This is a genomic window from Kribbella sp. NPDC049227, from assembly GCF_043197265.1.
Lineage (GTDB): Bacteria > Actinomycetota > Actinomycetes > Propionibacteriales > Kribbellaceae > Kribbella.
Window position 1 is genome coordinate 671666 of sequence record NZ_JBICST010000008.1, and the last position, 25817, is coordinate 697482.

The 25817-nt window shown below is 69.3% G+C and carries 25 protein-coding genes; 19 read left to right on the plus strand and 6 right to left on the minus strand.

What is annotated here, in order from left to right; genetic code table 11:
* The first annotated feature begins 25 nt into the window (after positions 1-25).
* The 6 genes from ACGFH6_RS36375 to ACGFH6_RS36400 are packed head-to-tail and all read left to right on the plus strand — an operon-like array spanning position 26 to position 4154.
* Positions 26-712, plus strand: coding sequence for an AzlC family ABC transporter permease (locus ACGFH6_RS36375; RefSeq protein ID WP_393393508.1), 687 nt, complete (start codon positions 26-28; stop codon positions 710-712).
* Complete coding sequence (locus tag ACGFH6_RS36380; protein WP_393393511.1) at positions 709-1032, plus strand: AzlD domain-containing protein; 324 nt, start codon at positions 709-711, stop codon at positions 1030-1032. Before ACGFH6_RS36375 ends, ACGFH6_RS36380 begins: the two co-directional genes overlap by 4 nt.
* A gap of 29 nt (positions 1033-1061) precedes the next feature.
* On the plus strand, positions 1062-1724 hold the full coding sequence (locus ACGFH6_RS36385; protein WP_393393514.1) for a hypothetical protein: 663 nt from the start codon (positions 1062-1064) through the stop codon (positions 1722-1724).
* Positions 1725-1753: 29 nt separating this feature from the next.
* Positions 1754-2455, plus strand: coding sequence for a tyrosine-protein phosphatase (locus ACGFH6_RS36390; RefSeq protein WP_393393517.1), 702 nt, complete (start codon positions 1754-1756; stop codon positions 2453-2455).
* A 54-nt stretch (positions 2456-2509) separates the two neighbouring features.
* Positions 2510-3400 (plus strand): ABC transporter permease, encoded by an 891-nt coding sequence (locus ACGFH6_RS36395; RefSeq protein ID WP_393393520.1) that lies wholly within the window; start codon positions 2510-2512, stop codon positions 3398-3400.
* The gene (locus ACGFH6_RS36400; RefSeq protein ID WP_393393523.1) at positions 3393-4154 is read left to right on the plus strand and encodes an ABC transporter ATP-binding protein; all 762 of its coding nucleotides are present in this window, start codon (positions 3393-3395) and stop codon (positions 4152-4154) included. Before ACGFH6_RS36395 ends, ACGFH6_RS36400 begins: the two co-directional genes overlap by 8 nt.
* A gap of 639 nt (positions 4155-4793) precedes the next feature.
* On the opposite strand, the gene ACGFH6_RS36405 is transcribed toward ACGFH6_RS36400, so the two are convergent.
* Together ACGFH6_RS36405 and ACGFH6_RS36410 are read right to left on the minus strand one after the other, a co-directional pair.
* Complete coding sequence (locus tag ACGFH6_RS36405) at positions 4794-5798, minus strand: glycosyltransferase family 2 protein (RefSeq protein WP_393393526.1); 1005 nt, start codon at positions 5796-5798, stop codon at positions 4794-4796.
* Positions 5799-5804: 6 nt separating this feature from the next.
* Positions 5805-7289 (minus strand): LCP family protein, encoded by a 1485-nt coding sequence (locus tag ACGFH6_RS36410; protein WP_393393530.1) that lies wholly within the window; start codon positions 7287-7289, stop codon positions 5805-5807.
* 282 nt (positions 7290-7571) lie between these two features.
* Here ACGFH6_RS36410 and ACGFH6_RS36415 point away from each other — a divergent pair, with 282 nt between their 5' ends.
* The 3 genes from ACGFH6_RS36415 to ACGFH6_RS36425 all read left to right on the plus strand — a co-directional run bounded on the left by ACGFH6_RS36415 (position 7572) and on the right by ACGFH6_RS36425 (position 11280).
* A complete protein-coding gene (locus tag ACGFH6_RS36415; RefSeq protein WP_393393533.1) occupies positions 7572-8435 on the plus strand; it encodes a serine protease in 864 nt (287 codons plus the stop codon).
* Between the two features lie 62 nt (positions 8436-8497).
* Complete coding sequence (locus tag ACGFH6_RS36420; RefSeq protein ID WP_393393536.1) at positions 8498-10594, plus strand: spermidine synthase; 2097 nt, start codon at positions 8498-8500, stop codon at positions 10592-10594.
* Between the two features lie 59 nt (positions 10595-10653).
* On the plus strand, positions 10654-11280 hold the full coding sequence (locus ACGFH6_RS36425; RefSeq protein WP_393393539.1) for a class I SAM-dependent methyltransferase: 627 nt from the start codon (positions 10654-10656) through the stop codon (positions 11278-11280).
* Here ACGFH6_RS36425 and ACGFH6_RS36430 read toward each other — a convergent pair.
* Positions 11270-12019, minus strand: a complete 750-nt coding sequence (locus ACGFH6_RS36430; protein WP_393393542.1) for a sugar phosphate nucleotidyltransferase — start codon at positions 12017-12019, stop codon at positions 11270-11272. The genes ACGFH6_RS36425 and ACGFH6_RS36430 overlap by 11 nt on opposite strands.
* Before the next feature lie 66 nt (positions 12020-12085).
* Between ACGFH6_RS36430 and galE the strand changes: the two genes are divergently transcribed.
* The 4 genes from galE (at position 12086) to ACGFH6_RS36450 (ending at position 17211) form a co-directional block, all read left to right on the plus strand.
* On the plus strand, positions 12086-13042 hold the full coding sequence (gene galE / locus ACGFH6_RS36435; protein ID WP_393393545.1) for a UDP-glucose 4-epimerase GalE: 957 nt from the start codon (positions 12086-12088) through the stop codon (positions 13040-13042).
* 25 nt (positions 13043-13067) lie between these two features.
* Complete coding sequence (locus ACGFH6_RS36440) at positions 13068-13397, plus strand: hypothetical protein (protein WP_393393548.1); 330 nt, start codon at positions 13068-13070, stop codon at positions 13395-13397.
* 126 nt (positions 13398-13523) lie between these two features.
* The gene (locus ACGFH6_RS36445) at positions 13524-13943 is read left to right on the plus strand and encodes a cyclic nucleotide-binding domain-containing protein (RefSeq protein WP_393393551.1); all 420 of its coding nucleotides are present in this window, start codon (positions 13524-13526) and stop codon (positions 13941-13943) included.
* Between the two features lie 40 nt (positions 13944-13983).
* On the plus strand, positions 13984-17211 hold the full coding sequence (locus ACGFH6_RS36450) for an AAA family ATPase (RefSeq protein WP_393393553.1): 3228 nt from the start codon (positions 13984-13986) through the stop codon (positions 17209-17211).
* On the opposite strand, the gene ACGFH6_RS36455 is transcribed toward ACGFH6_RS36450, so the two are convergent.
* Entirely contained in the window at positions 17186-17974 is a 789-nt protein-coding gene (locus ACGFH6_RS36455) for an SDR family NAD(P)-dependent oxidoreductase (RefSeq protein WP_393393555.1), read from the minus strand. The genes ACGFH6_RS36450 and ACGFH6_RS36455 overlap by 26 nt on opposite strands.
* A 66-nt stretch (positions 17975-18040) precedes the next feature.
* Positions 18041-18715: a TIGR03089 family protein gene (locus tag ACGFH6_RS36460; RefSeq protein WP_393393558.1), complete on the minus strand. Its 675-nt coding sequence runs from the start codon at positions 18713-18715 to the stop codon at positions 18041-18043.
* A gap of 65 nt (positions 18716-18780) precedes the next feature.
* On the opposite strand from ACGFH6_RS36460, the gene tatA reads away from it, so the two are divergent.
* Positions 18781-19020, plus strand: a complete 240-nt coding sequence (tatA, locus tag ACGFH6_RS36465; protein WP_393393560.1) for a twin-arginine translocase TatA/TatE family subunit — start codon at positions 18781-18783, stop codon at positions 19018-19020.
* On the opposite strand, the gene ACGFH6_RS36470 is transcribed toward tatA, so the two are convergent.
* Entirely contained in the window at positions 18961-19875 is a 915-nt protein-coding gene (locus ACGFH6_RS36470) for a LysR family transcriptional regulator (protein ID WP_393393563.1), read from the minus strand. The two genes, tatA and ACGFH6_RS36470, sit on opposite strands and share 60 nt — an antisense overlap.
* A 70-nt stretch (positions 19876-19945) precedes the next feature.
* On the opposite strand from ACGFH6_RS36470, the gene ACGFH6_RS36475 reads away from it, so the two are divergent.
* The 5 genes from ACGFH6_RS36475 to ACGFH6_RS36495 all read left to right on the plus strand — a co-directional run bounded on the left by ACGFH6_RS36475 (position 19946) and on the right by ACGFH6_RS36495 (position 25524).
* Complete coding sequence (locus ACGFH6_RS36475; RefSeq protein WP_393393566.1) at positions 19946-20779, plus strand: SDR family NAD(P)-dependent oxidoreductase; 834 nt, start codon at positions 19946-19948, stop codon at positions 20777-20779.
* Positions 20780-20849: 70 nt separating this feature from the next.
* Positions 20850-22187 (plus strand): hemolysin family protein, encoded by a 1338-nt coding sequence (locus tag ACGFH6_RS36480; RefSeq protein ID WP_393393569.1) that lies wholly within the window; start codon positions 20850-20852, stop codon positions 22185-22187.
* Positions 22184-23269 carry a hemolysin family protein gene (locus ACGFH6_RS36485; protein ID WP_393393572.1) on the plus strand — a complete coding sequence of 362 codons (1086 nt, stop codon included), beginning with the start codon at positions 22184-22186 and terminating at the stop codon, positions 23267-23269. The genes ACGFH6_RS36480 and ACGFH6_RS36485 overlap by 4 nt, the downstream gene beginning before the upstream one ends.
* Positions 23270-23352: 83 nt before the next feature.
* The gene (locus ACGFH6_RS36490) at positions 23353-24417 is read left to right on the plus strand and encodes an NAD(+)/NADH kinase (protein ID WP_393393575.1); all 1065 of its coding nucleotides are present in this window, start codon (positions 23353-23355) and stop codon (positions 24415-24417) included.
* A gap of 9 nt (positions 24418-24426) precedes the next feature.
* Positions 24427-25524: a mannose-1-phosphate guanylyltransferase gene (locus ACGFH6_RS36495; RefSeq protein WP_393393578.1), complete on the plus strand. Its 1098-nt coding sequence runs from the start codon at positions 24427-24429 to the stop codon at positions 25522-25524.
* Positions 25525-25817: the final 293 nt, after the last annotated feature.

The following is a 25817-nucleotide window of genomic DNA, read 5'->3' on the forward strand; positions in this document are numbered from 1 at the left end:
GGGCGTGTTGTTCATCATAATGCTCATGCGTTCGATCTGGCGAACACTCGACCGTGGACTGGCCCGGGACATCGGGCTGGTCTGCCTGGCCGACGGCGTGGTCGGTCTCTCGTACGGCGCGATCAGCGTCGGCGGTGGGCTGCCGTTGTGGGTTCCGGTGCTGCTGTCGCTGGTCGTCTTCGCCGGCGCGTCGCAGTTCCTGTTCGTCGGGATCGTGGCGGCAGGCGGCAGTCCGATCGCGGCGATGGTCGCCGGACTGCTGGTGAACACCCGACACGTTGCCTTCGGCCTTGCGGTCAGTGACGTGATCGGTAGCGGCTGGCGGCGCTTGCCGGGCAGCCACCTGATGACGGACGAGAACGTCGCGTTCGCCATGGGCCAGGACGATCTGCGGCAGAAGCGGGCGGCGTACTGGGCTGGTGGGATCGGCATCTTCGTGTGCTGGAACATCGGCGTCGTCGTGGGCGGTGCGGCGGGATCGGTCATCACAGACACCGACGTGTTCGGGCTGGACGCCGCGTTCCCAGCGGTGCTGCTGGCCCTTGTTCTGCCCGCATTGCGTGATCGCGCGACGCGTACGGCGGCCTTGGTCGGGGTCGTGTTCGCGTTGGCGGCGACTCCCTTCCTGCCGGCCGGTCTGCCTGTGTTGCTCGCATTGGCGGGGCTGCTCTTCTACCGCGCGGGCAAGCCTGCGCTGGAGGTATCGCGATGACCAACACGCCCCTGGTGCTGGTCGGCATCCTAATCCTTGCTGTGGGCACCTTTTCGCTGCGGTTCGCCGGGCCGGTGATGCGCAGCCGGTTCGAGCTGCCCGAGCGGGCCCAGCAGTTCCTTGCCGCGGCGGCGATCGTGCTGCTCACCGCCTTGGTCGCGACCTCTGCCCTGACGGACGGCCACGGGCCTGCCGGCGTCGCGCGTCCGGCCGGCGTACTGGTCGGTGGCGTACTGGCGTGGCGCAAGGCGCCGTTCGTGCTGGTCGTCGTGGCGGCTGCCGCGACCGCGGCGGGCCTGAGGCTGCTCGGCGTACCGTAGCGAACCACTCCAGCGGCTACGGTGCTGCCATGAGCACTTATCCCGGGCAGCCGGCTGCGCCGAAGAAGACGCTGACCTGGATCGCGATCGCGTGCTTCGCGATCGGTACCCTGCTGACCTTGTTCTTCGTCTGGCGGATCGTCGAGACGGTGCCGGAGTCGCCGCAGTCGGTCGAGGGCGGCGTGGTCCACCTGAAGGAGGAGGGGCTGACGATCTACTCGTCCGTCCCGGTGCTCAATCCGCCGTGCGAGGCGAAGGACGCGTCCGGTGGCGACGTACCGCTGAAGGCGCCGACCGGCTCCGAGCAGATCACGATCAACGACGAGACATGGTACGTCGTCGCGCGGTCGGTGGACACCGTCCCCGCGGGGGACTACAGCATCTCCTGCACCGACGACACGACCGGAGCCACGTACGCCGCCGGACCGAAGTCCTCGGTCGTGGCGTTCGTGCTGTCGATCTTCGGTGCCATCGGCTCGTTCCTGATCTTCTTCGTCCTCGGCGGCGTCCTGCTCACCATCGGCGCCGTCCGCAACCGCCGCCGCAACCGCCCGCCGAACACCTACCCGCCGCAGCAACCACCAGGTGCCCCCGGCAACTACCCGCCGCCACCCGGCCCCCAGACCAACACCTTCCCACCCCCACCCCCCTACCACCCCGGTCCCAACCCCGACCGTCCCCAGGACCGCTGACAAGCAAGGTTTCTGTTTGGATGGGGCGTATGGATCTTGACTGGCCGGGGTGCCGGAATGTGCGGGATGTGGGTGGATTGCCGACGGCGAACGGCGCGAGGGTTCGCGAAGGGGTGCTGATCCGGTCGGACAGCTTGCACTATCTCACCGCCGAGGGAGTCGAGGCGGTACGGCGTTCCGGTGTCAGCCGGATCCTGGATCTGCGGGGCGAGGCCGAGGCGGCCGCCGCGCCGAGCCCGTTCGTCGGCGATCCGCTGCTGGTCGCGCAGTCGCTGCAGGATCCGGCCGACCCGGATCACGGGCAGCCGACGATCGTCGCGGCGTGCACGTGGATGCTGGATCGGCGGCCGGAGCTGTTCGCGGCCGCCGTGAAGGCCATCGCGGACGAGCCCGACGGCGCGGTCGTCGTGCACTGCCACGGCGGCAAGGACCGGACCGGCATGGTGGTCGCGCTGGCCCTGAGCATCGCCGGCGTGCCCGAGGACGAGATCGTGGCCGACTACTTCCTCACCCAGGAGCGGATGGCCGGACTGCTGGCCGAGCAACTTGCGGCCGAACCGGACACCTCACAGCATCCGGAACTGATCGAGTTCCGCGACACCCGGGCCGAGTCGATGGTCGCGATCCTGCGTCATCTCGACGAAAAGTACGGCGGACCCGAGCCATACCTGCGGCACGGTGGTCTCACCGACGACGATCTCGACCGCCTCCGCCGGCGTCTGATCGGCTGACCTGGAGCCGACCGCAGTGACGGCGGTGTCACCGAAGGCAGTACATTGGCGCTCATGCCGACCGCCGCAGAGCCGACCGGGGCGACCGACCCGGCGGCACTGGCCGAACGCTACGGACTCTCCCAGAGCTCGATCCGCCCGCCGCTCAACTCCTACCTGCGGGAGTTGTGGAGCCGTCGCCAGTTCGTCCTCAGCTATGCCCGAGCCCGCACCTATGCCATGTACGCCGGGGCCCGCCTCGGGTCCCTCTGGCAGGTACTGACGCCGCTGCTCAATGCGGCCGTCTACTACCTCGCCTTCGGTGTCCTCCTCGGCACCAAGAACGGGATCGACAACTACGTCGCGTTCCTGCTCAGCGGGATCTTCGTCTTCACCTACACCCAGCGCTGCATGACCGAGGGGTCCCGCTCGCTGGCGCTGAACCTGTCGCTGATCCGCACCCTGCACTTCCCGCGCGCGACCCTGCCGCTCGCCTACGTGGTGAACGAGCTGAACCAGATGCTGGTCTCGCTGGGCCTGCTGTTCGTGATCGTCGGGTTCACCGACGGAGTCACCTGGCGCTGGGTGCTCGTCGCGCCGGCCATGCTGCTGCAGACCATGTTCAACATCGGGATCACCCTGGTCTGCGCCCGGGTCGGCACGTTCGTGTCCGACATCAGTCAGTTGCTACCGTTCGTCACCCGCACCTGGCTGTACGCGTCCGGGATCTTCTTCTCCCTGCCGGCCAAGCTCACTGAGGTGGACGCGCCGAGCTGGGTGGTCAAGGTGCTCGCGCTCAACCCGATCTCGGCGTACATCGACATCTTCCGGAGATCGCTGCTCGCGGAGCACGAGGCGAACCAGTTGCCGAATGCGTGGAAGATCGCGATCGTCTGGTCGTTCGTGATGCTGGCCGCCGGACTGGTGTACTTCTGGCGTGCGGAGGACCGCTATGGGCGTGGCTGACTCCGGGGCTGAACCGACAGTGATCGCCGACCACCTGGACATCATCTACAAGGTGATCGCCGGGCAGGGCGGCAAGGGTACGGCGGCGACGGCGTTCCGGCGGATCCTGAAGCGGCAGGACCGGCCGACGATCCGCGAGGTGCATGCGGTCAAGGACGTCAGCTTCACTGCCTACAAGGGCGATGCGATCGGCGTCATCGGCCGCAACGGCTCCGGCAAGTCGACGCTGCTGCGGGCGATCGCCGGGCTGCTGCCGCCCGCTGCCGGTGTCGTCTACACCGGCGGGCGGCCCTCGCTGCTCGGCGTCAACGCGGCGATGATGAACGACCTGACCGGTGACCGGAACGTCGTACTCGGCTGTCTCGCGATGGGCATGTCGGCGGCCGAGATCCACCAGCGGTACGACGACATCGTCGAGTTCTCCGGGATCGGCGACTTCATCGACCTGCCGATGTCGACGTACTCGTCCGGCATGGCGGCCCGGCTGAAGTTCGCGATCGCGTCGGCGAAGACGCACGACATCCTGCTCGTCGACGAGGCCCTGGCCACAGGGGACGCCGAGTTCCGGGTCCGATCCGAACGGAAGATCCGCGAGCTGCGCGACCAGGCCGGCACGGTGTTCCTGGTCAGCCACAGCCTCGACGTCGTACTCGACACCTGTAACCGCGCGATCTGGCTGGACGGCGGCGTACTGCGCCTCGACGGCACCGCCGAAGAAGTCGTCGCCGCCTACACCAAATTCGCCCGGGGTTAATCCCACCCACCCACCCCGAGGCGATAACCCCTCGAATGCCGGGTTCTCCCCTCGTGTGCGAGGAGAGAACCCACAACCTGAGGGGACATCCCCTCAGCCTGACTCCACCACCCTGCACCGGCCCCGGCCTGCGGGTCAGACAGCCAGGCGCGCCGAGGCTCCGCCTCACGCGCATTTGAGCGGATATCCCTTCAGCTGCCCCGTCCTCTGCCCGAAATACGGGGCGACAAGGGACAACCTCCGGGGCTATCCCCTGAAATGCCCGTGGGGATGGCGGGGTGCCGGCCGGGGCAGGCGCAGGCCCTGCGGGAAAGCCTGGGGTTCAGCCGGGGCCAGCTCGGCGGGAGGCAGGCGCGCCGAGTCGTGGATGCGGGTGCGGTTCGGCGCCTTTGGCCAACCGTGATCCACGAACCGATCCCCGACACGGGGGACGGTGCACCAGGACAGGAAACGGGTTCGGTGTACGGCTCGACAGGAGGTGTCGGTCCAGGGAGCAGGGCCGCTGACGAATTCACGCCTGAGACCGGGCGGATCGCGTCGATACCTCCTGCCGAACTGCACGACTGCCGACCCGATCCGTCCCTCGATCCGCACTCAGGACGACCATCACAGAATCGAGCAGGAAGGCCGGATATCCCGTCAGACGGCCTTGGGCTTTTCGCGGAGGCCGAGGAGGAAGCCTAGGCCCCAGGAGACGTGCATGGTTGCGCAGACCAGCGGCATCCAGAGCAGGGCCTTCCAGGGCAGGTAGCGGCCCTCGACGGCCGAGCCGGCCACCAGCAGGATCGCGTAGCCGAGCGGGGCCAGGAAGCCCAGGTCGAGCCAGCTGCTGCCGGTGGCCAGGCCGATGATGCCGAGGACGGTGCCGAGCGCGAGCAGGATCACCGCGATCGGGGGAGCCAGGTACCGCTTGTTCGCGGTCTCGGGGTGCCGGCGGATCACCTCGCGCCGCCACTGGCCGGTGTGGAAGAACTGCTTGGCCACCGCCGACAGCGACGAGCGCGGCCGGTAGGTGACGGACAGGTCCGGGGTGAACCAGATCAGGCCGCCGGTCTTGCGGATCCGGTAGTTCAGCTCCCAGTCCTGGGCCCGGTGCATGGTCTCGTCGAACCCGCCGACCCGCTCCAGCGCGGCCCGTCGGAACACGCCCAGGTAGACGGTGTCGGCCGGCCCGGCCTTGCCGCCCTGGTGGAACGTCGACGCGCCCAGCCCCAGCCGGGACCGGTACGCACAGGCGACCGCCATCTCGGTCGGCGTCCGGCCCTCGGCGGCCATCACGCCGCCGACGTTGTCCGCGCCGCTCTCGTCCAGGACCTCGACCGCGCGGGTGATGTAGCCGTCGGTGAGGGCGCCGTGGCCGTCGACCCGGACCAGGATGTCGTGCCGCGCGTTCGCGATGCCGACGTTCAGCGCGGCCGGCGTCTTCCCGGTCGGGTTCGGCACGATGCTGATCCGCGGGTCGCGGTCGGCCAGCTTGTCCGCGATCTCCTGGGTCCGGTCCTTGCTCGGACCGATGGCGAGTACGACTTCCAGCTCGCCGGGGTAGTCCTGCTCGAGGACGCGGCCGACCGCCTCTTCGAGGTGACGTTCCTCGTTCAGCACGGGCATCACGACGGACACGGGCGGCCAGTGGGACAGCGGCATATCAGGTCAGGCCTTACAGATCGAAGCGACGTCGTCGACGCCGGTGGCGGGTTTGGTCGGTGAGTTCGACGGACTGCTCGTCTTGCTCGGTTTCTTGGTCGTGCCGGTGGTCGGCTTGCTGGTGGAACTACTCGGAGTGCTCGGCTTCTTACCGTCTCCTCCCGAGCCCGCCTTGTCCAGCGCTTCCGACTTCCCGATGGCTTCGGCGACCTTGGTCCGGATCAGCTCGAAGTCCGGGTCACCGGTGTGGATCAGCGGCGGGACCGCGGAGAAGCTTGACACCGGGAGCTTCTTCGCGTCCAGCGCGAGATCGGTGAAAGTGCCGAGTTCGCCGGCCGGAATGTCGGTCTGGACCACTTGTTTGCTGGCCTTGGCGATGCCCTGGAACTTGGTCAGCACCGTCTGCGGTGACAGCTGGTTCAGCATTGCGGACATCACGCACTTCTGCCGGGCCATCCGCTCGTAGTCCGACGACTCGGCCCGCGACCGGGCGAACCACAGCGCGTGGTAGCCGTCCAGATGCCGGTCCTTGCCCGCCTCGATGTAGCCCTTGATGGGCGAACTGCCGCCGCCGATCGGGACCCGCTTGCCGATGTCGAGGGTGATGCCGCCGACCGCGTCGAGCAGGTCGCGGAAGCCGGCCAGGTCGATCAGCACGAAGTAGTTCACCTTCAGCCCGGTGACCGCCTGGACCGCCTGCCGGGTCGCGGTCACACCGGGATTCGGGTCGCCGGGGAACAGGTCCTTGTGGTTGGAGGCGTAGGTGTAGATGGCGTTGATCAGGCACTCGGCGCCGCAGTTCTTCCACTGGAAGCCGTCCGGGAACTGCTTGGCCATCGCCGTACCGGCCGGGAACGGGACCTTCGCCAGGTTCCGCGGCAGGCCGATCAGGACGGTCCGGCCGGTGTCGGCGTCGATGCTGGCCAGCGTGATGCTGTCCGGCCGGGTGCCGATCCGGTCCGCGCCGGAGTCGCCGCCGAGCAGCAGCACGTTGTAGCGGCCGTGCTCGGCCTTCGACTTCTGGCCGTTGCCGAAGATGCTGGCGACGAGATCACGCTGGGTGTTGGCGATCGTGCTCGCATAGATCAGCGCGCCCGCGACCACGAGGACCATCACCCCGTCCAGGATGCTGGTCGTGAGCCGGTGGTTGCGTTCGAGGGTGAGCGGCTGGCCGAGCCGGTAGGCGTCGACGAACAGTGCGGCCCAGCCGATCGCGAGCACGATCAGCAGGACCTGGACGATCCGCAGGGTGCCCGGACGGGCCAGCAGGTTGATCGTGCCGGAGCGCCAGACCAGGCCGAGCAGGATCAGGAAGACGACGATCGCGATCAGCCCGGCGACGACCCGCCAGGCGTACCGCCCGGCCCGCTTGCTGCCTGCCACGATCTGCGCGGACCCCGGCAGCACCAGGGTCATCAGGACCAGGGCCAGCGCCCGCTTGAACCGGACCGGCTCGCTGAGACTGCGCAGGTCAGGTTTCTCCTGCGGCATGACGTCCTTCCGTTCTCTGATCTCACGCGGCACGGCGGGCCGATACTGCAGTCGACCGTACCTTGTCGTCCCCACCACCACTGGGTACGACGTGCCGGACGCGGTGATGGTTCGAGCCGAGGCGGATCCGGAGACGAAGAGTAGCAGCCCCTTCACACAGCGCAGGAAAACCCCTGCAGACACCCTGTGGTCGGCTGGTTTCACACGGTTGTGATGGTTGTCGGTGGGCGGATCGGTTACGAAAGCTCCAGACCCATCCAGTGAGGACAGGAAACCGCCCCCATGAAACTGTTCCGTACGTTCCTGGCCGCCGCCGCGGCCGGCACGATCGCCCTGCTCGGCACCAGTTCGGCCCAAGCCTTCGAGGCCGCTCCCCAGCAGACCACTGTCCAGGCCCCTGGCGCTGACTTCACCGGGATCGCCGCACTCAGCAACTGTTCCGCGTCCCTGATCCGGTACGCCGAATCAGTGGGCACCGACAAGGCGCTCGTTCTCACCAACGGCCACTGCTACGAAGGCGGGTTCCTGAACCCGGGCCAGGTGCTGGTGAACCGTGCGTCGACCCGCTCGATCACGCTGCTGCGGCCGGACTCCAGCCGGGCCGGCACGGTCCGGGCCAGCCGGATCCTGTTCGGCACGATGACCAAGACCGACATGATCGTGTACGAGGTGAACGAGACCTACGCGTCCATCCAGAGCCGGCTCAACGTCACGCCGCTCACGCTGGCCAAGCGGGGCCCGGCGAACGGCGCGGGGATGGCGGTCGTCTCCGGGTACTGGAAGCGCATCTACACCTGCTCGGTGCAGGCCACCATCCCCCAGTTGCGCGAGGGCGACTGGTCCTGGCAGAACTCGATCAAGTACCAGCAGCCGGGCTGCGAGACGATCGGCGGTACGTCGGGATCGCCGGTGGTGAGCACGTCGACCGGTGAGGTGATCGGGGTCAACAACACCGGCAACGAGGACGGCGAGCAGTGCACGGTGAACAACCCGTGCGAGGTCGACGCCGACGGCAACGTCACCGTCGACCAGGGCGCGGCGTACGGCCAGCAGACCTGGTGGCTCTACACCTGTCTGACCGCGAGCCGCACCATCGACCTGAACAAGGCCGGCTGCGAGCTCCCGAAGCCGTCCCGCCGGCACTGACAGGCGCAGGCTGAGCGTGCGGGGTGACGTAGACCACTTGCGATCAGGTAACGTCGCCCCGCATGGCAGTCGACTCCTCCACTGACCGAGTCAGTACGACGAATTGGCCGAGCCCGTTCGGGGTCCGGACCCGGTTGGTCGCGTCCAGCGCGCTGATGCTCTTCACCGAGCTCGCGCTGATCCGCTGGACCGGCTCGAACGTGGTGCATCTGAGCTACTTCTCGAACTTCGTGCTGCTCGGGTCGTTCCTCGGCATCGGGATCGGCATCCTCCGGTCCGGCCGGGCCAAGCGACTGCCGTACTACTCACCGGTGATGCTCGGCCTGCTGGTCCTGGTGATCGCCTGGAAGCCGGTCACCGTCGACCGTGGTACGTCGTCCAGCGTCATCTACTTCACCAGCCTGAACACCACCGGCCCGCCGGTGTGGGTGATCCTGCCGATCATCTTCGTCGCCGCCGCGGTCGTGCTCGCCGGTCCGGCCGAACTCGTCGGCCGCTGCTTCGCCGAGTTGCCGCGACTGACGGCGTACCGGTACGACCTGATCGGAAGCCTGGTCGGGATCGCGGCCTTCACCGGGCTGTCGTTCCTCGGCGCACCGCCGATCTGGTGGGGCGCGATCGTCACGGTGATGTTCGCCGCGCTGATGATCCCGCGGCCACGGTCCGCCGCTCCCACCGGCCGCGGCCTCGTCGCGGCCGGGCTGAGTGGTGCGCTGGTGCTCGCGCCGTTGCTCGTGATGGTCGGCGTGCTGTTCCACGAGTCCACGCGACCGGAGAACAGTTGGTCGCCGTACTACAAGGTGCAGACGAAGGCGTTCACCTGGCAGAACGTGCCGCTGCTGACGATCACGGTGAACGGCGTGCCGCACCAGCAGGCGATCCCGGCCGACGCACGGTTGCAGTGGGAGCCGCAGTACGGGCTGCCGTACGAGCGGGCGAACGTCGGCAAGACGCCGAAGAACGTGCTGATCATCGGCGCCGGGTCCGGTTCGGACGTCGCGATCGCGCTGAAGAAGGGCGCGACGCACGTGGACGCGGTCGAGATCGACCCGCGGATCCGCGACCTCGGCAAGGCGCTGCACCCGGACCGGCCGTACCAGGACCCGCGGGTGACGTCGCACATCGACGACGGTCGCGCGTTCCTGTCCCGGACCGACAAGAAGTACGACCTGATCCTGCTGGCCCTGCCGGACTCGCTGACGCTGGTGAACGGCGCGAGTTCGCTGCGGCTGGAGAGCTACCTGTTCACCCAGCAGGCGTTCGAGTCCGCGCGTGATCACCTGAATCCAGGTGGCGCGTTCGCCATGTACAACTACTACCGCGAGACCTGGCTGATCGACCGGCTCGCGTCGACCGCGCAGTCGGCGTTCGGGCACAAACCCTGCGTGGACAAGGTCGGCGACGACCTGCAGCAGGCGGTCGTGACGGTCGGGCTGACCGAGGCCGACCAGACCTGCAGCGGTGAGTGGGGCGGACCGAGCGCGATCACGCCGCCGCCCGCGACCGACAACCGGCCGTTCCTCTACCTGTTCACCGACCGCATCCCGTCGCTGTACCTGATCACGCTCGGGCTGGTCCTGGTCGCGGGTCTGATCGGAGTCGGGATCGCCGGCGGCGGATCGTCGTACCGGCGGATGCGCCCGTACACCGACCTGTTCCTGCTGGGCGCCGGGTTCATGTTGCTGGAGACGAAGAGCATCACGGGCTTCGCGTTGCTGTTCGGTACGACGTGGGTGGTGAACGCGATCGTGTTCGCCGGAGTACTGGTCGCCGTACTCGCCGCTGTCGAAGTCACCAGACGGTTCAAGACGCCGCCTTTGAAGGTGATGTACGTCGTCCTGTTCGGCGGGCTGGTGCTGGCGTGGCTGTTCCCGGACGAGTGGCTGCTGTCGATGCCGGTGGGCTTGCGCGCACTGGTCGCCGTGGTGATCGCGTTCCTGCCGATCTTCGCCGCGAACGTGATCTTCGCCAAGCGCTTCACCGACACCGCGGACGGCACCGCGTCGTTCGGTGCCAACCTCCTCGGCGCCATGCTCGGCGGCTGTCTCGAGTACGCGGCGCTGATCATCGGCTTCGACGGCCTCCTGATCATCGCGGCCCTGCTCTACCTCGGTGCCTTCCTACTCCGCCCGAAAACCCCCGCGGTAGTGCGAAGTTAGCTGCTAGGTTCTCATGTCTGGGTCGTCCGGACCTCCTCGAACTGACGGAGGTCAAGGCGATGAGTGAGCTGGCGGACTACTACCGGGACCGCGCGGCGGAGTACGACGCGGTCTATGACAAGCCCGAGCGGCAGCAGGACCTGGCAACGCTGAAGGAACTGCTGCCGCCGCTGGTCGCCGGGAAGCGAGTCCTGGAGATCGCCGCCGGCACTGGCTACTGGACCCAGGTGCTGGCCGAATCGGTGCGGTCCATCGTGGCGACGGACCTGAACGAGGAGACGCTGGCGATCGCGCGAGCCCGGTCGTACTCCTCCGAGGCTGTCAGCTTCCAGGTTGCCGATGCGTTCCGGCTGGACGAGATCGCCGGCGAGTACGACGTGGTGTTCGCCGGGTTCTTCTGGTCGCATGTACTGCGCCAGGACACCGCTCGGTTCGCGCAGTCGCTCGTGCGGCGCGCGGAGCGAGTGGTGCTGGTCGACAACAAGTATGTCGCCGGCAGCAACTACCCGATCAGCCGGACGACTGCCGACGGCGACACCTACCAAACTCGGCGGCTCGAGGACGGGCGTACGTACGACGTACTGAAGAACTTCCCGACCACGGAGCAGTTCACCGCCGACGTGGCACCGGCCGACGTCACGTGGACGGACCTGACCTACTTCTGGTTGGCCACCGTCACCGGGTAGTCGGCCCGCGCTGGACGATCTCGCGGGCCCGGGCTAGGTCGGCGTGGTTGTCGATCTCGACCCAGTCGGTGCGGCCGATGGCGACCGTGTCGATGCGGAACCCCTGGTCGATCAGGAGTTGGTACGCGTCCTCGTAGTAGAGGTGGGGGTCGCGGCGCCAGGTCTGCTCGAGGGCGGTGGTGAGGTCGGCGGCGGCCGTGGGCTCGATCAGCGTGAGGCCGATGTACTCGCCGGTGGCGGTCGCCGGGTCCAACTGCTTGGTGATGCGTCGAACGCCGGTCGTGTCCGAGCAGACGACCTTCATTTCCTCGTCGGCCAAGGGTTTCTCGGTGTCGAGCGCAAGGATGATCCGGCGGTCGTCTCCGCGGGCGTCGAGGAGGGCTTGCTGGACCGAGGCCGGGTGGACGGTGTCGCCGTTCGCCAGCAGGACGCCGTACTGCAGGTGATCGCGGGCGCACCACAGGGAGTACGCGTTGTTCCAGGTCTCGCCCTTGTCGTTGTGGACGAGTTCGAGGCGGACGCCGTACCGCGTCTCGAAGTCCTTCACCCGCGCCTCGACGGTGCCGGCGGCGTACCCGACCACGATCGCGATCTCGGTGATGCCGACCGCCGCGTAGTTGGCCAGCGTCAGGTCCAGCACGGTGACGCCGGGCGCGATCGGGACGAGTGCCTTGGGCAACTTGTCTGTCAGCGGCAGGAGGCGGCGGCCGGCGCCGGCGGCGAGGACCAGTCCGATCATGGCTCATGGTACGGGTTCGGCCCGTACGGTGGGGATCCGTCGCCGCGTGGTGGCAGGATCAGGGACATGACGTGGCTCGTGACTGGTGGTGCTGGGTACATCGGGGCGCATGTGGTGCGTGCGTTCCGCGCGGACGGGATCGATGTGGTGGTGATCGACGACCTGTCCAGTGGGAAGGCCGAGTTCGTCCCGGACGGCGTGCCGTTCGTGCACGCGAACCTGCTCGACGGTCCGGCGGTCCGGCGGGCGCTGGAGGGGGTGAGTGGGGTCGTCCACCTGGCCGGGTTCAAGTACGCCGGGGTGTCGGTGGACCGGCCGCTGCACACCTACACGCAGAACGTGACCGGGATGGTGTCGCTGCTGGAAGCGATGGCGGACAAGGACATCCGCAACATCGTCTTCTCGTCCAGCGCCGGGGTCTACGGCACCCCGAAGGACGAGGTGGTCACCGAGCAGACCCCGCCGGACCCGCAGAGTCCGTACGGCGAATCGAAGCTGGTCGGCGAGTGGTTGCTCCGGGACCAGGCGCGCGCGGTGGAGCTGCACCACACGTCGCTGCGCTACTTCAACGTGGTCGGATCCGGGGACCCGGCGGTGTACGACGCGAGTCCGTACAACCTGTTCCCGATCGTGTGTGACCTGCTGTCGCAGGGGAAGATCCCGCAGATCTATGGCACGGACCACCCGACGCCGGACGGTACGTCGGTCAAGGACTACGTGCACGTGGCCGATCTGGCCCGCGCGCACGTCGCCGCCGCCAGGGCGCTGGATGCGAGCAAGACTCTAGAGCCCGTCTACAACTTGGGCAGCGGCACCGGCACCTCGGTGCGCGAGATCATGGATGCCGCCCGCCGCGTCACCGGCATCGACTTCACCCCCGACGAAGGCCCGCGCCGCCCCGGCGACCCGTCCCGCGTCGTGGCCAACGGCGACCTGGCCGCCCGGGATCTCGGCTGGCAGAACACCCACACCGTCGACCAGATGTTCGCCACTGCCTGGGAGGCCTGGCCCAAGAACCCCTGACCCGCCGGGTCGGCACACTGCATCCATGGCCCGAGACTCCGCCACCGATGCCGCCGAGGCGTGTTCGTGTGGGCGGGGTGTGCGGCAGCCATGGCGGACCCGGGACGCGTTGTGGAGTCCGGCGTCCTTCGTCGGGGGACTGGTCTGGCTGGCGCTGGGCGTCGGGTCGGTCGTCGGCGGATGGACTGTGTTCGGAGCGAGCTTGCTCGGGGTGCTGGCCGGGTTCGTGGCCGGGGCGCTGGTGCTGCAGACGACCCGCGGACACCGCGGGAGGTGTCTGCTCACGCGGGGATTGTGGTTCGGCCTGGCGGCGCCGGGACTTCCGCTGCGGGTGACGTTCTGGTTCTCGTTCTGAGTTGGACCCTGGGCTGAACCCTGCACCGGACCCAAAAACGTGGTCGGCGATCCTGTCCGGAGGTAGCCTGTGGCGCAGTTCACAGTGCCACCCGCCTCGCGGGTGCCGAGGGAGGGGCCCGAACCCATGAGTCACGAAAGCCTGCCGCAGTTCCTGGCGAAGATCGATCTCTTCCAAGGACTGTCCCAGGACACGCTGTCCGATCTGATGGCGCGCGGTACGACGCTGACGATCCCAGCCGGTCAGCACGCGGTCGAGCAGGGCGCGAACGACGCCGGCCTGCAGGTGGTGCTGGAGGGATCGGCCGAGGTCACGGTGCACGGGACCGGCCGGGCGCCGCTCGGACCGGGCGACTACTTCGGCGAGATCTCCCTGGTCGACGGTCTGCCGCGATCCGCGACAGTGGTGGCCGGGCCCGACGGTCTGACCACGTTCGCGCTGTCGTCGCTCGCCTTCGCCCCGGTGGTCAAGGAGAACTCCGACGTCGCGCAGGCCCTGCTCAAGGCGCTGACCGCCCGGATCCGTTCACTCGAGGCCAAGAACTGAGCCGAGCGGCCCGCACGAAGGGCGGGAGGACCCGGAGGACGTGGATGTGATCGCACCGGTCGAGGAGCGCAAAGTCGTCACGGTGCTGTTCTGCGACCTGGTCGGCTTCACCACCGCGTCGGAGTCCGCCGATCCGGAGGACGTCCGCCGCTGGCTCGCGCCGTACCACTCGACCTTGCGGGACACGGTCGAGCAGTACGGCGGAACGGTCGAGAAGTTCGCCGGCGACGCCATCCTGGCCGTCTTCGGGGCGCCGCGGTCGCGGGAGGACGACGCCGAGCGCGCGGTCCGCGCCGGGCTCGCGGTCCTCGACGCGGTCGCGGCGTTGCCGGCCGGGCCGTTGGAGGTCCGGATCGGCATCGAGACCGGCGAGGCGCTGGTCCAGTTGAATGCGCGGCCGGAACTCGGCGAGCCGTTCGTCACCGGCATGGTGGTCAACCTGGCGGCCCGGCTGCAGTCGTCGGCACCGATCGGCGCCGTCGTGGTCGGCCCCGGCACGCATGCGGCGACCGACCGGGTGTTCGGCTACGAATGGCTGGAACCCGTTGCGGCCAAGGGGATCAGCCACGACGTCGACCGCTGGCGGGCCGGCCCACCCCGGGCGCGCTTCGGCGCGGACGTCATCCGCGACCTCAGTACGCCGATGGTCGGCCGGGAGCGGGATCTCACTTTGCTGCGGACCGCGTTCGACAAAGCGGTGGCCGAGCGGCTGCCGCAGTTCGTCACGCTGCTCGGCGAACCGGGCATCGGCAAGTCCCGCCTGGTCGCCGAACTCGGCGCCTGGCTGGATCGCCACGACGAGCTCGTCACCTGGCGCGAGGGCCGGTGCGTGCCGTACGGCGAGACGCCGTTCTGGCCGATCGCGGAGATCGTCAAGGTCCAGGCCGGGATCCTCGACACCGACGGTCCGGCCGAGGCCGTGGCCAAGCTGGACGCGATCCTGCCCGACGACGGCGATCGCGCCTGGCTGCGGGCTCGCGTCGGCCCGCTGGTCGGTGCCGTGTCCGGCGTACCGGCGGGGGCCGGGACCCAGGAGGAGTCGTTCGCGGCCTGGCGGCAACTCCTGGAGTCGTTCGCCGAGCAGTCGCCCGCGGTGCTCGTGTTCGAGGACCTGCACTGGGCTTCGGACGCGCTGCTGGCCTTCATCGACCACCTGGCCGAGTGGATGACCGACCTCCCGCTGCTGGTCGTCGTCACCGCCCGCCCCGAGTTGCTCGAGCGCGGCCCGCGATGGACTCGCGCCGTGCAGAACTCGCTCACGATCGGACTGTCGCCGTTGAGCGAAGCCGAGACCGGGCAGCTGATGGACCGGATGTTCGGTGGCCAGGAGGTCCCGACCGAAACGCGCGGGCGGCTGGTACGACGGGCCGACGGCAACCCCTTGTACGCCGAGGAACTCGCGCGGATCGTGACCGAGTGCGGCGTCGACCAGGCCACCTCCGGTGAGCTGCCCGCGGGGATCGCGGCCATCATCGCCGCGCGCCTGGACACGCTCGACCCCGAGCGCAAGGCCCTGCTCGCCGACGCCGCCGTGGTCGGCCGGGTGTTCTGGGCCGAGGCCGTCGGCGCACTGTCCGGCCGGGACACGGCGTACGTCGTCCAGGCCCTGCAGGAGCTCGTCCGCAAGGAGCTCGTGCGCCCGGTCCGGCGGTCGTCGATGCTGGGTCAGCACGAGTACGTCTTCTGGCATGCTCTGACCCGGGACGTGGCCTACAGCCAGGTGCCGCGGGCGATCCGGGCCGACCGGCACCTGGCCGCCGCCGACTGGCTGGATCTGCGCTGTGCCGCGTGCCAGGCCGAGACTCCGAGCCTCATCGCCCACCACCTCACCACTGCCCTCGACCTGGCTGCCGCTGCCGGCGACACGGAAGCGGTCGCCGCGATCACCCCACGGGCCCGTCGCAACCAATGCAAGGCCGCCGAGCTCGCGATGAACCTCGATGCCGGCCAGGCGCTGACTCTGCTGGATCGCGCGCTGAGCCTGACGCCGCAGGACGATCCGGATCGGCCCGAGGTGCTGGCCCGGTGGGGCTGGGCGGCCTTCCTGACCGGGCGGCTCGACGATGCGCGGACCGCGTATCGCGAGGCGGTCGCCGGTTTCGAGGCCGCCGGCGACATCCCCGGGATGGCGAGAACGTTGCGCGCGTCGACGTACGCGATGAGCAACATGGCCGAGAGCCTGGCGACGATCGAGCGGGTCGTCGCGATGCTGACGGAGCTCGGTCCGAGCGAGGACCTGGCCGGTGCTTTGGCAGGCCAGGCGAGCATCCTGCTGGTGGCGAGCCGCCGGACCGAGGCGATCGCCTCCGCCGATCGCGCGCTGCGGATGGCCGCCGAGCAGGGGTACGCCGTACCGCACCGGGCGCTGGAATCCCGCGGACTGGCCAGGGTCGGCGAGGGAGACACCGGCGGACTGGTCGACATCAAGGACGCGCTGGCCGCGCTGCTCGAGCTCGGGCAGGGCCGGGACGCGGCCGTGACCTGGTTGAACTACGGCTTCGTGGTCTGGCAGATCGAGGGGCCCGTGGTCGCGCTGGCGACCCTGGCCGAAGCGCGTGAGTTCTCGGCTCGTCGCCGGTTGCTCGAGTTGGAGCAGCAGCTCAGCTGCACTGTTCTGCAGCTGATGATCGAGACCGGTCGACCGGCGGAGGTCGCGACGTTGTGCCGGGCCCAGCTCGATCACCCGGGTCCGGCGTTCATCATGCTGCGGCGGATCGAGGTGCTGGCCGCGCTGGCGGCCGCGGAGCTCGAGCTCGGCGTCGGCACCGCCCGGGAGCATGCCGAGGATGGGTACCGGCTGGCTGTCGAGGCAGGCTGGCCCGACTTCGTCGCGGTCGCCGCGGCGCCGACCGCGGCGGCTCGGGCCCGCGACGGCGACCGGGACGGTGTCCGCGAGATCCTTCAGCGGTTGCGCTCACTGTCGGATCTGGCGGGCAGCCATGAGTTCGCCGCGCGGGTTCCAGGTCTGGTCCGCTCGGCGCTGGCCGTGGGGGAGACCGAGGCTGGTGCCGCGCTGGCAGACCTGCTCGTGCCGCTGCTGCCGATGCGGGAGTACTCCGCGACCACAGCGCAGGCGCTGCTGGACGAACAGCGCGGCGATCAGGCAGCCGCGGCGAACGAGTTCGCCCGCGCGGCCGCGGATTGGGGTGCCTTCGGCAACCAGCTCGAGCAGGCCCACGCGCTGCGCGGCGTGCATCGCACCACCGGCGATCCAGCTGCCCTGGCGCAGGCCGAGGAGCTGTTCACTGCGATGGGTACTCCTTCTTGAAGGGTCCTGAAGGCGTCAGGTCGAAGGCGCCCGGGCCGGTGAGTACGCCGCCTTCCACCGGCAGCGTGTGCCCGGTGATCCAGGAGGCGTCGTCGGAGGCGAGGAACGCCACGGCGGCCGCGATGTCCTCGGGTTCGCCGACCCTGCCGAGCGGGTACATCTTGGCGAACTCTGTCAGCGTGTCCTGCTGCTTGTCCCAGTTCGGGGTCCGAACGGTGCCTGGGGCAATCACATTGAAACGGACGCCCATCCGGCCGTACCGGGCGGCGTAGTTCACCGTCATCGCGATCTGACCCGCCTTGGCCGCGGCGTACTCGATGTTGCCGAACGCCGCCAGTCCGTTGACCGAGCTGATCGTCACCACATTGCCGCGGGTCGTCACCAGGTGCGGCAATGCCGCCTGGATGCACCGGGACGCACCGACCAGCGTGAGGTCGAGCTGCCGGTGGAACTCCTCCGCGGTCGCGTCCTCCGGGACCGAGGTCACGATGCAGCCGCCGGCGTTGTTCACGACGACGTCCAGTCGCCCGAACCGCTCGACCGTGGCGGCGACCGCCGCGTCCACGTCCTCGCGACTCGTCACGTCCGCCCGCAGCCCCAGCGCCCGCTCGCCGATCTCCGCCGCGACCTGGCCGACCTTCTCCTCCTGGAGATCGGTCACCACCACGGCCCCGCCCTCGTCGGCGATCCGCCGGGCCACCGCGGCCCCGATCCCCTGCGCGCCCGCCGTGACCAGCGCAACCCGCCCCTCGAACCGCTGCATCAGTCCTCCATCAGTAGATGTGCTGAGTTGGAGCCTCGCACAGCATCTCCTGCACGATGCTCCAACTCAGCACATCCGGTCGACCTTCTCGTCCTGCACGCGGCGGTCCAGTTTCGCCGGGTCCAGGTTGCGACAGAGGACGATCGAACCACCTCCGGAGATCACTCCGACCAGTAGCCCTACTCCGTCCCGCGACGCCAGGTCCCGGGTGACCAGGATCCGGTCGGCGACGGGCTCCGCCGTACTGATCAGGTCGTCGTGGGTGAGTTCGTCGTACGCCGGTGACGCGGGCGAGGGCGGGTCGAACGGGACGAACAGGTCCGGGTGGTTGTAGACCTCGGCGCCGTAGTCGTGGATCCCGTCCGGCAGTGGTTCGCGGAACCGGCCGCCCAGCGGCAGCAGTGCGGACGCGACGGTCTCCCGCTCGCCGCGGATCGTGAGGTCCGGGCCGGTGATCGCGAGGGTGCCGGTGCCGGTGGTCAGCGAGGCGCCGACCGACCAGGTGGACAGGGCCCAGACGACGCCGAGCCAGTGCGGCGGCAGGCCGATCGCGACCGTCTCACCGGACTCCAGGTCGTACTCGTCGACGAGCAGGTTGGCGGTCTTGGCCACCCAGTTCGCGGTGGTGACGGCACTCAACTCGATCCGCTCGCCGGTCGTGTCGTCGTAGTAGGTGAGGAACGGGGCGCCGCCGTCCCGGCGGACCGCGGCCGCGAACAGCTCGGGCAGAACTCGTGACATATGGCCCACCCTACGGTTCGCGCCGCGACGTAGCGTGGAGGGGATTCCCGGAAAGAAGGCTTGTCATGGTGCCATACCTGGCGCTGCCCGAAGGCGGCGAGTGGATCGTCATCCTGGTCATCGTGGTCCTGCTGTTCGGCGCGAAGAAGCTGCCCGAGCTGACGAAGAACGCCGCCCGCGCGATGAACGAGTTCAAGAAGGTGCAGAACGGCGAGGACGACGACCCGCCGGCCGTCGAGCCGCCGTCAGCCGAGGCCGGGAACCGCGGCGCGGAGGGCGTCCGCGAGGAGCGCGGCGGGTCCTGACATCCGGCCGGGGAGCCGGGCCAGGATCGTCCGGCGCAACTCCTCGGGACCGCCACGGACAGTGAGGACCCGGACGCCGGGCGGCACCGCCGAGGCCATCGACGTGGAGATCGTGGTCAGTCCGGCGCCGGCGGCGACCAGGTGGAGTTTGGCGAGCCAGTCGCGGACGGTGTGCGCGACCTGGGGTCGCTCGTCCAGCCCTGGCCAGACGCCCATCAGCTGCTCCTCGCCGGCGGCGGGTGCCGCGATCCAGCGCTGACCTCGCAGCTCGGCCACGTCCACTGAGTCCTGGGCTGCCAGTGGATGGCCGGCGGGGACGGCGAGGCGCAGGCTGCGTTCGGCCAGCGTCTCGAGGGCGAGCGCGGGCGACTCCGAGTCCGGTGGCCGGAAGGGAGGGGCTGAGGCGATCAGGGCCAGGTCGATGCTCCCGGCCCGGAGTGCCCGCACGAGCGCGGGAGTCGAGCCTTCCCGGGTGGTGACCGCGATCGACGGATGTGACCGGCGGAGCGCGCCGATTGCCTGCGGCAGCACAACCGCGCCGGCGCTCGGGAACCAGCCCAGCCGGACAGTGCCACCGGCGGCCGGGAGGCCGGCCAGTTCGCGCGCGGTTGCGTCGATCTGATCGAGTACGCCGGCGGCGTTGCGCAGGACGACCTGTCCGGCCTCGGTCAGCCGGACGCCTTCACGGCGGCGTTCGAGCACAGGCGCGCCCGCGGCGCGCTCCAGGGAGGCGATCTGCCGTGACACGGCCGACTGGGTGTAGCCGAGTGCGGTCGCGGCGGACGTGAACGTGCCGCGCTCGGCGACCTCGCGGAACACCCGCAGCGCGATCAGGGAGACATCGGAGAAATCCATGACGTTTACGCATACTACCGGTGCCGAAGTCTCGTTGGAGCCATGTTCGATCCGAACCTACGGTGGCCCCATGACAACCGAACGAATCGCACTGGTCACCGGCGCCAACCAAGGCATCGGCTATGCCCTCGTCCAATCCCTCGCCGACCGCATGAACCCCGACGACCTGGTGTTGCTGACAGGCCGCGACCCACAGCGGGTTGCGGACGCGGTCGCTCACCTCGACGGGGTGGCCCGGGTGGAGGGGCGGGTGCTGGATGTTACGGACGGAGCGGCGGTACGAGGGTTGGCGGCGGAGTTGGGCGCGGTGGACATCGTCGTGTCGAACGCGGTGGGGCCGCTGGTGCCGGAGCGGGGGCAGGCGGAGCAGGCGGATGTGTTCATCGACGTGGCGAATCGGGGAGCACAGGACGTGCTGCGGGCCTTCGGGCCGGTGTTGCGGCCGGGCGGGCGGCTGATCGTGGTGGCGAGTTCGCTGGGGACACTTGATCACCTGCCCGAGCAGTTGTGGCCACGGTTCGACGGCGTGACGCTCGACGAGGTGGAGCGGGCCGTCGAGGACTGGCGGGCGGCGATCCACGACGGGACGGCCGCGGCGAAGGGCTGGCCGGAGTGGATCAACTTCCCGTCGAAGGTGGCGCAGGTCGCCGCAGTCCGGGCAGTCGCCGCGGAACGTCGTACCCGCGACCTTGCCGACGGCACGTTGATCGCATCCGTCTGTCCCGGGCTCGTCGACACCCGCGCGTCGCGACCGTGGTTCGACGACTTCAGCCAGGCCAAGTCGCCGGCCGACGCGGTGGTGCCGATCGTCGACCTGCTCCTGTCCGACCGTGTCGATCCGTCTCAGTACGGCGAACTGATCCGGGACGGCAAGGTGCTGCCCTGGAAGCCGTCCACCCTGTGATCACACCCAGGCCGTCGACACCTCGGACCCTGCGCTGCTGATGTCCCTGGAGTTCTCGTAGGGTCTGTACATGTTGATCCTGGTCGGCCTGGCTCTGATCCTGGTGCTGACCGTTGCCACTGGCTACTTCGTCTCGCAGGAGTTCGCGTACGTCGCGGTGGACCGCAGCAGGCTGCGGTCGCGGGCCGAAGGCGGTGACGCGGCCGCCGCGCGCGCACTGAAGGTGACGAGCCGGCTCTCGTTCGTGTTGTCCGGCGCCCAGGTCGGGATCACCATCACCGCACTGCTGGCCGGGTACGTCGCCGAGCCCTACCTGGGTGAAGGCCTGTCGCATGTGCTCGGTTCGGCCGGCGTACCGGAGTCGGTCAGCCTGTCCATCTCGGTGATCCTGGCGTTGCTGGTGGCAACGATCATCCAGATGGTGCTCGGGGAGCTGGCGCCGAAGAACCTGGCGATCGCGAAGTCCGAGGCGATCGCGCTCCGGCTGGCCCGGTCCACCTTGATGTACCTGACCATCGCCGGACCACTCATCCACGTGTTCGACGCGACGTCGAACCGGATCCTGCGCCGGGTCGGCATCGAGCCGGTCGAGGAGCTGCCGCAGGGTGCGACCGCGCAGGAGCTCGACCGGATCATCGTCGAGTCCTACGAGCAGGGTCTCCTGGACCAGGACACGATGCGGCTGCTCGACCGCGGCCTCGACTTCCGTCACCGGTCCGCGGGCGAGGCGATGCGGCCCCGCGTCGACGTGATCACGGTGCACCAGGACGACCCGCTGACCCGGGTCGTCGAGCTGCAGGAGACCGGCCACACCCGGTTCCCGGTGATCGCCGACTCGGTCGACGAGGTCGTCGGGGTGATCGCGGTCGGCGACGTCGTCGAGGTCGAGCCGGCGGACCGGTCGTGGGTCACCGCGGGGTCGCTGGCGACGCCTTCGGCCGTCGTACCGTCCACGCTTCCGCTGCCCGGCGTACTGGAGCGGCTGCGGACAGCGCACCGGCAGCTGGCGATCGTGGTGGACGAGTACGGCGGTTTCGCCGGGATCGTGTCGCTGGAGGACATCGCCGAGGAACTGGTCGGCGAGATCCGGGACGAGGACGACCTGCCGGAGACCGGGCTGGTCCAGGGCGGCGACGGGTCATGGGTGGTGCCCGCGCGGTGGCGGCTGGACGAGGTCGAAGAGGCCACCGGCATTGCGCTTCCCGAGAACGACGACTACGAGACCGTGTCCGGCCTCGTGATGGCCCAGCTCGGCCGGGTTCCGGTCATCGGTGACGAGGTGGCGGTGGAGCTGCGCCGGCGGTTCGACCATGAGGGGCGGCCGGTCCCGCAGGAGTTCGTCCGGCTGTCGGTCCAGACCGTCGTACGGCATGTGCCGGGTCTCGTCGTGATGGAGCGGTTGCCATGAGTACGCCGCTCGCTCTGCTCATCTCGGCCGTGCTGCTGGTCCTGAACGGCTTCTTCGTCTCCGCCGAGTTCGCTCTGGTCGCGTCGAAGCGGCATCGGCTCGAGCAGGCCGCGGCGGCCGGCAGCCGTTCGGCGCGGGCCGCGATCGCCGGTGTGAGCGAGTTGTCGCTGATGCTCGCGGGTGCGCAGCTCGGCATCACGCTGTGCACCTTGGGCCTTGGTTCGTTGAGTGAACCCGCGGTCGCGCATCTGCTGCATCCGCTGTTCGAACTGATGCACATCCCCGAAGGTGTCGGTCATGTGATCGCGCTGATCATCGCGGTCGGCGGCATCGGCCTGTTGCACGTCCTGCTCGGCGAGATGGCCCCGAAGTCCTGGGCGATCAGCAACCCCGAGCGGTCTGCCTTGCTGCTGGCGCTGCCGTTCCGCGCCTTCACGTACGTCTTCCGGCCGCTCCTCCTGGTGCTCAACTGGATCGCCAACGCCTGTGTCCGCTTGGTCGGAGTGACTCCGCAGAACGAGCTCGCCAGCGCGCACGGACCCGACGAACTCCGGCTGCTGATCGAGTCGTCCCGCGAACACGGCACGCTCGAGGACCCCGAGCACGACCTGCTCACCGCGATGCTCGCGCTCCAGAACACCACTGTCGCCCAGGTGATGACCCCGATCTCCCAGCTCGTCACCGTCCCGGCCGAGGCGTCGGCGCGCGAGGTCGAGCTCACCAGCCGCCGCGAGGGTCGCTCCCGCCTGGCGGTCGTCAGCCCGGGTACGACGATCTGCGGCATCGTCCACGTCCGCGACGCGGCCCGCGCGACCACGGCGGGCGGTACGACGCTGCACGCGTCCGAGCTGATGACGGAGCCGCTGCGGCTGCCCGCCGAAACCCCGGTCGCCACGGCGATCCGGGTGATGCGCGATCAGCGGTCCCAGTTGGCCGTCGTCCAGGGAGGAGACCAACCGCTCGGCGTGGTGGCGCTGGAGGATCTGCTGGAGGAGGTGATCGGGGAGTTCGACGACGAGACCGACCCGATCGTCAGTGCCGCGGCGGAGTCGAGGGCGAAAGACGTTGCTGATGGCAACTGAGTGGTGGCGGGGAGACCGCCGTTCCGGGCCGGGTTCGTCGGGGCGGCTACCGTTGAGGCAGTAACCGTCCGGAGGAGGATGTCGTGCCTGTGCGCCGGCTTGGACTTGTTGTTCACGAGGGGCGTCCGCTGGCGGTGCGGACAGCCGCGACGGTGCGCGCGTGGGCGGACCGGCACGGCATCGGCTGCACCGACATCGACGTGTGGAAATCGCATGCGGAACGGCGCGGCGGCATGGACGAGCTGCACCACGCCGGGGACCCGGATCTGGTCGTCACGCTCGGCGGCGACGGCACGTTCCTGCGCGGGGCCAGGATCGCCGCGAAGAACAACGCGTCGGTCCTCGGGGTCGACCTCGGCAAGGTCGGCTTCCTGACCGAGGTCGCCTGCAGCGACGTCGAAACCGCGTTGGAGGCCGTGCACCACGGCGGCGCGACCATCGAGGAGCGGATGACGCTGACCATGCGGGCGTCCCGTCCGCTGGAGATCCCGAGCGGGATCGAGTCGCTGCTGCGCTACGGGCACGGTCCGTCGTTGCCGCCGCCGGCCGTGCGCCCGGAATCGACCGAGGGCGACGGATGGGGTGTCGCACTGGACGTCACCGCGTTGAACGACGTCGTACTGGAGAAGCTCGCGCGGGATCACCAGGTGGCTCTCGGTGTGTACCTGGCGGGCCGGCTGCTTGCGTCGTACTCGGCCGATGCGGTGATCGTGGCGACGCCGACCGGGTCGACGGCGTACAGCTTCGCAGCGGGCGGGCCGATCCTGTCGCCGAACATGGAAGCGGTCGTGTTCACTCCGGTCGCACCGCACATGACCTTCAATCGAACGGTTGTCGCGGCACCCGACGAGCCGGTCGCGCTCCGGGTGCTGCCGCACTCCGGGCAGGCCGCGGTCAGCATCGACGGGCAGTTGCGCGGGGTTCTCGATCCGGGTGACTGGATCGGTGTCTACGGTTCGCCGCGACGGCTGCGGCTGGTCCGGCTGGGACCGACCGACTTCTACGGCCGGCTGCGCGATCGCTTCCGCCTGACCGACGCGCCCGCGACAGCACTCGACGGCGAGTCGGAGGCCTTCTGGCGGACGACGACGCCGGTGCCGCCGGATCTGGCGCACCTACGGCTGCCGCCACCCGTCGACGCCGGGTAGGGTCTCCCAATGCGAAACGTGGTGATCCTGGCCGGGGGCTCGGGGACGCGGCTGTGGCCGATGTCCAGGGACGACAGGCCGAAGCAGGTGCTGCCGTTAGCGGCGGGGGAGTCCTTGCTGCGGGTGGCGTACAACCGGCTGCGCGGACTGGTCGAGCCGGAGAACATCTACGTGTGCACGGTCGGTGCGTACAGCGATGTGGTTCGCAAGGAGCTGCCGGAGCTCGGCGAGCACAACATCATCGGTGAGCCGGCCCGCCGGGACACGGCGAACGCGGTCGGTCTCGCGTCCGCGGTGGTCGCGCGCAACGATCCCGATGCGGTGGTGGCCTTCGTCGGGTCCGATCACCTGATCAGTCCGGAGGACGAGTTCCGGGCCGCGATCGTGAGCGGCTTCGAGGTGGTGGAGCAGCGCGCCCGGTCGCTGGTGACGTTCGGGATCGAGCCGACGCATCCGCACACCGGCCTCGGGTACATCGAGCGCGGTGCGCCGATCGAGGGCACCCAGGCGTACGTCGTCGACCGGTTCCGCGAGAAGCCGGACCGCGCGACCGCGGAGGAGTACCTGGCCACCGGGCGGTTCTGGTGGAACTCCGGGATGTTCGTCTGGCGGGCCGAGACGGTGCTCAGCGTGCTCGACGAACTGCTGCCCGAGTCCGCGACGAACCTGCGTCAGGTCGCGTCGGTCTGGGACACCCCGGAGCGGGAGCAGACGCTGGCCGGCATCTACCCGAATCTGCGCAAGATCAGCGTCGACTACGCGGTGATGGAGCCGGCCTCACAGGGCAAGGTGGACGCCGACGTGGTCGTCGTACCGATGCCGGTGCACTGGCTCGACGTCGGCTCCTGGGCGGCCCTGGCCGGCACCTACGACGCCGATGCCTGCGGCAACCGTACGGACGGCACCACGCTCAGCTGCCTGCTCGACTCGCACGACAACATCATCGTCACCGACGACCCCGACCACCTGGTCGCCGCCGTGGGCCTCCGCGGCCACATCATCGTCCACACCCAGGACGTCACCATGGTCTGCCCGCTGGCCGACGGCGAACGAGTCAAAGACCTGGTCGCCCAAGTCCAATCGGACCACGCCGACAAGTACCTCTAGCCGAGCGACTCGGGTACTGGGGACCGCGGACGAGGACTGGGACCGCGGACAGGGTCTGGGTACTGCGGGCAGGGACTGCGGTCTGCGGACAAGGTGTTACCTGTCCGAGGTCGCCAGATGGTGTCCGCGGTGCTGCCGAAGCAACCCTCGCCGAAAGCCCGCCCTCCAGCTGCGGCCGGCGACAATGTGAGCGGTTAACCGGGTCTCCTGTCTGATGTGTGGGTCAGGTTCGGCCGGGGAGGGGTGGTCGGTAGCCGCCGAGGGTGAGCATGGCCAGGGCGATGAGGGCGTGG

Excerpts from the sequence above, each read along its gene's own strand:
- ACGFH6_RS36375 (WP_393393508.1), top strand. The coding sequence starts at position 26 with ATGCGTTCGATCTGGCGAACACTCGACCGTGGACTGGCCCGGGACATC.
- ACGFH6_RS36380 (WP_393393511.1), top strand. The coding sequence starts at position 709 with ATGACCAACACGCCCCTGGTGCTGGTCGGCATCCTAATCCTTGCTGTG.
- ACGFH6_RS36385 (WP_393393514.1), top strand. The coding sequence starts at position 1,062 with ATGAGCACTTATCCCGGGCAGCCGGCTGCGCCGAAGAAGACGCTGACC.
- ACGFH6_RS36390 (WP_393393517.1), top strand. The coding sequence starts at position 1,754 with ATGGATCTTGACTGGCCGGGGTGCCGGAATGTGCGGGATGTGGGTGGA.
- ACGFH6_RS36395 (WP_393393520.1), top strand. The coding sequence starts at position 2,510 with ATGCCGACCGCCGCAGAGCCGACCGGGGCGACCGACCCGGCGGCACTG.
- ACGFH6_RS36405 (WP_393393526.1), bottom strand. The coding sequence starts at position 5,798 with ATGCCGCTGTCCCACTGGCCGCCCGTGTCCGTCGTGATGCCCGTGCTG.
- ACGFH6_RS36410 (WP_393393530.1), bottom strand. The coding sequence starts at position 7,289 with ATGCCGCAGGAGAAACCTGACCTGCGCAGTCTCAGCGAGCCGGTCCGG.
- ACGFH6_RS36415 (WP_393393533.1), top strand. The coding sequence starts at position 7,572 with ATGAAACTGTTCCGTACGTTCCTGGCCGCCGCCGCGGCCGGCACGATC.
- ACGFH6_RS36420 (WP_393393536.1), top strand. The coding sequence starts at position 8,498 with ATGGCAGTCGACTCCTCCACTGACCGAGTCAGTACGACGAATTGGCCG.
- ACGFH6_RS36425 (WP_393393539.1), top strand. The coding sequence starts at position 10,654 with ATGAGTGAGCTGGCGGACTACTACCGGGACCGCGCGGCGGAGTACGAC.
- ACGFH6_RS36430 (WP_393393542.1), bottom strand. The coding sequence starts at position 12,019 with ATGATCGGACTGGTCCTCGCCGCCGGCGCCGGCCGCCGCCTCCTGCCG.
- galE (WP_393393545.1), top strand. The coding sequence starts at position 12,086 with ATGACGTGGCTCGTGACTGGTGGTGCTGGGTACATCGGGGCGCATGTG.
- ACGFH6_RS36440 (WP_393393548.1), top strand. The coding sequence starts at position 13,068 with ATGGCCCGAGACTCCGCCACCGATGCCGCCGAGGCGTGTTCGTGTGGG.
- ACGFH6_RS36445 (WP_393393551.1), top strand. The coding sequence starts at position 13,524 with ATGAGTCACGAAAGCCTGCCGCAGTTCCTGGCGAAGATCGATCTCTTC.
- ACGFH6_RS36455 (WP_393393555.1), bottom strand. The coding sequence starts at position 17,974 with ATGCAGCGGTTCGAGGGGCGGGTTGCGCTGGTCACGGCGGGCGCGCAG.
- ACGFH6_RS36460 (WP_393393558.1), bottom strand. The coding sequence starts at position 18,715 with ATGTCACGAGTTCTGCCCGAGCTGTTCGCGGCCGCGGTCCGCCGGGAC.
- tatA (WP_393393560.1), top strand. The coding sequence starts at position 18,781 with ATGGTGCCATACCTGGCGCTGCCCGAAGGCGGCGAGTGGATCGTCATC.
- ACGFH6_RS36470 (WP_393393563.1), bottom strand. The coding sequence starts at position 19,875 with ATGGATTTCTCCGATGTCTCCCTGATCGCGCTGCGGGTGTTCCGCGAG.
- ACGFH6_RS36475 (WP_393393566.1), top strand. The coding sequence starts at position 19,946 with ATGACAACCGAACGAATCGCACTGGTCACCGGCGCCAACCAAGGCATC.
- ACGFH6_RS36480 (WP_393393569.1), top strand. The coding sequence starts at position 20,850 with ATGTTGATCCTGGTCGGCCTGGCTCTGATCCTGGTGCTGACCGTTGCC.
- ACGFH6_RS36485 (WP_393393572.1), top strand. The coding sequence starts at position 22,184 with ATGAGTACGCCGCTCGCTCTGCTCATCTCGGCCGTGCTGCTGGTCCTG.
- ACGFH6_RS36495 (WP_393393578.1), top strand. The coding sequence starts at position 24,427 with ATGCGAAACGTGGTGATCCTGGCCGGGGGCTCGGGGACGCGGCTGTGG.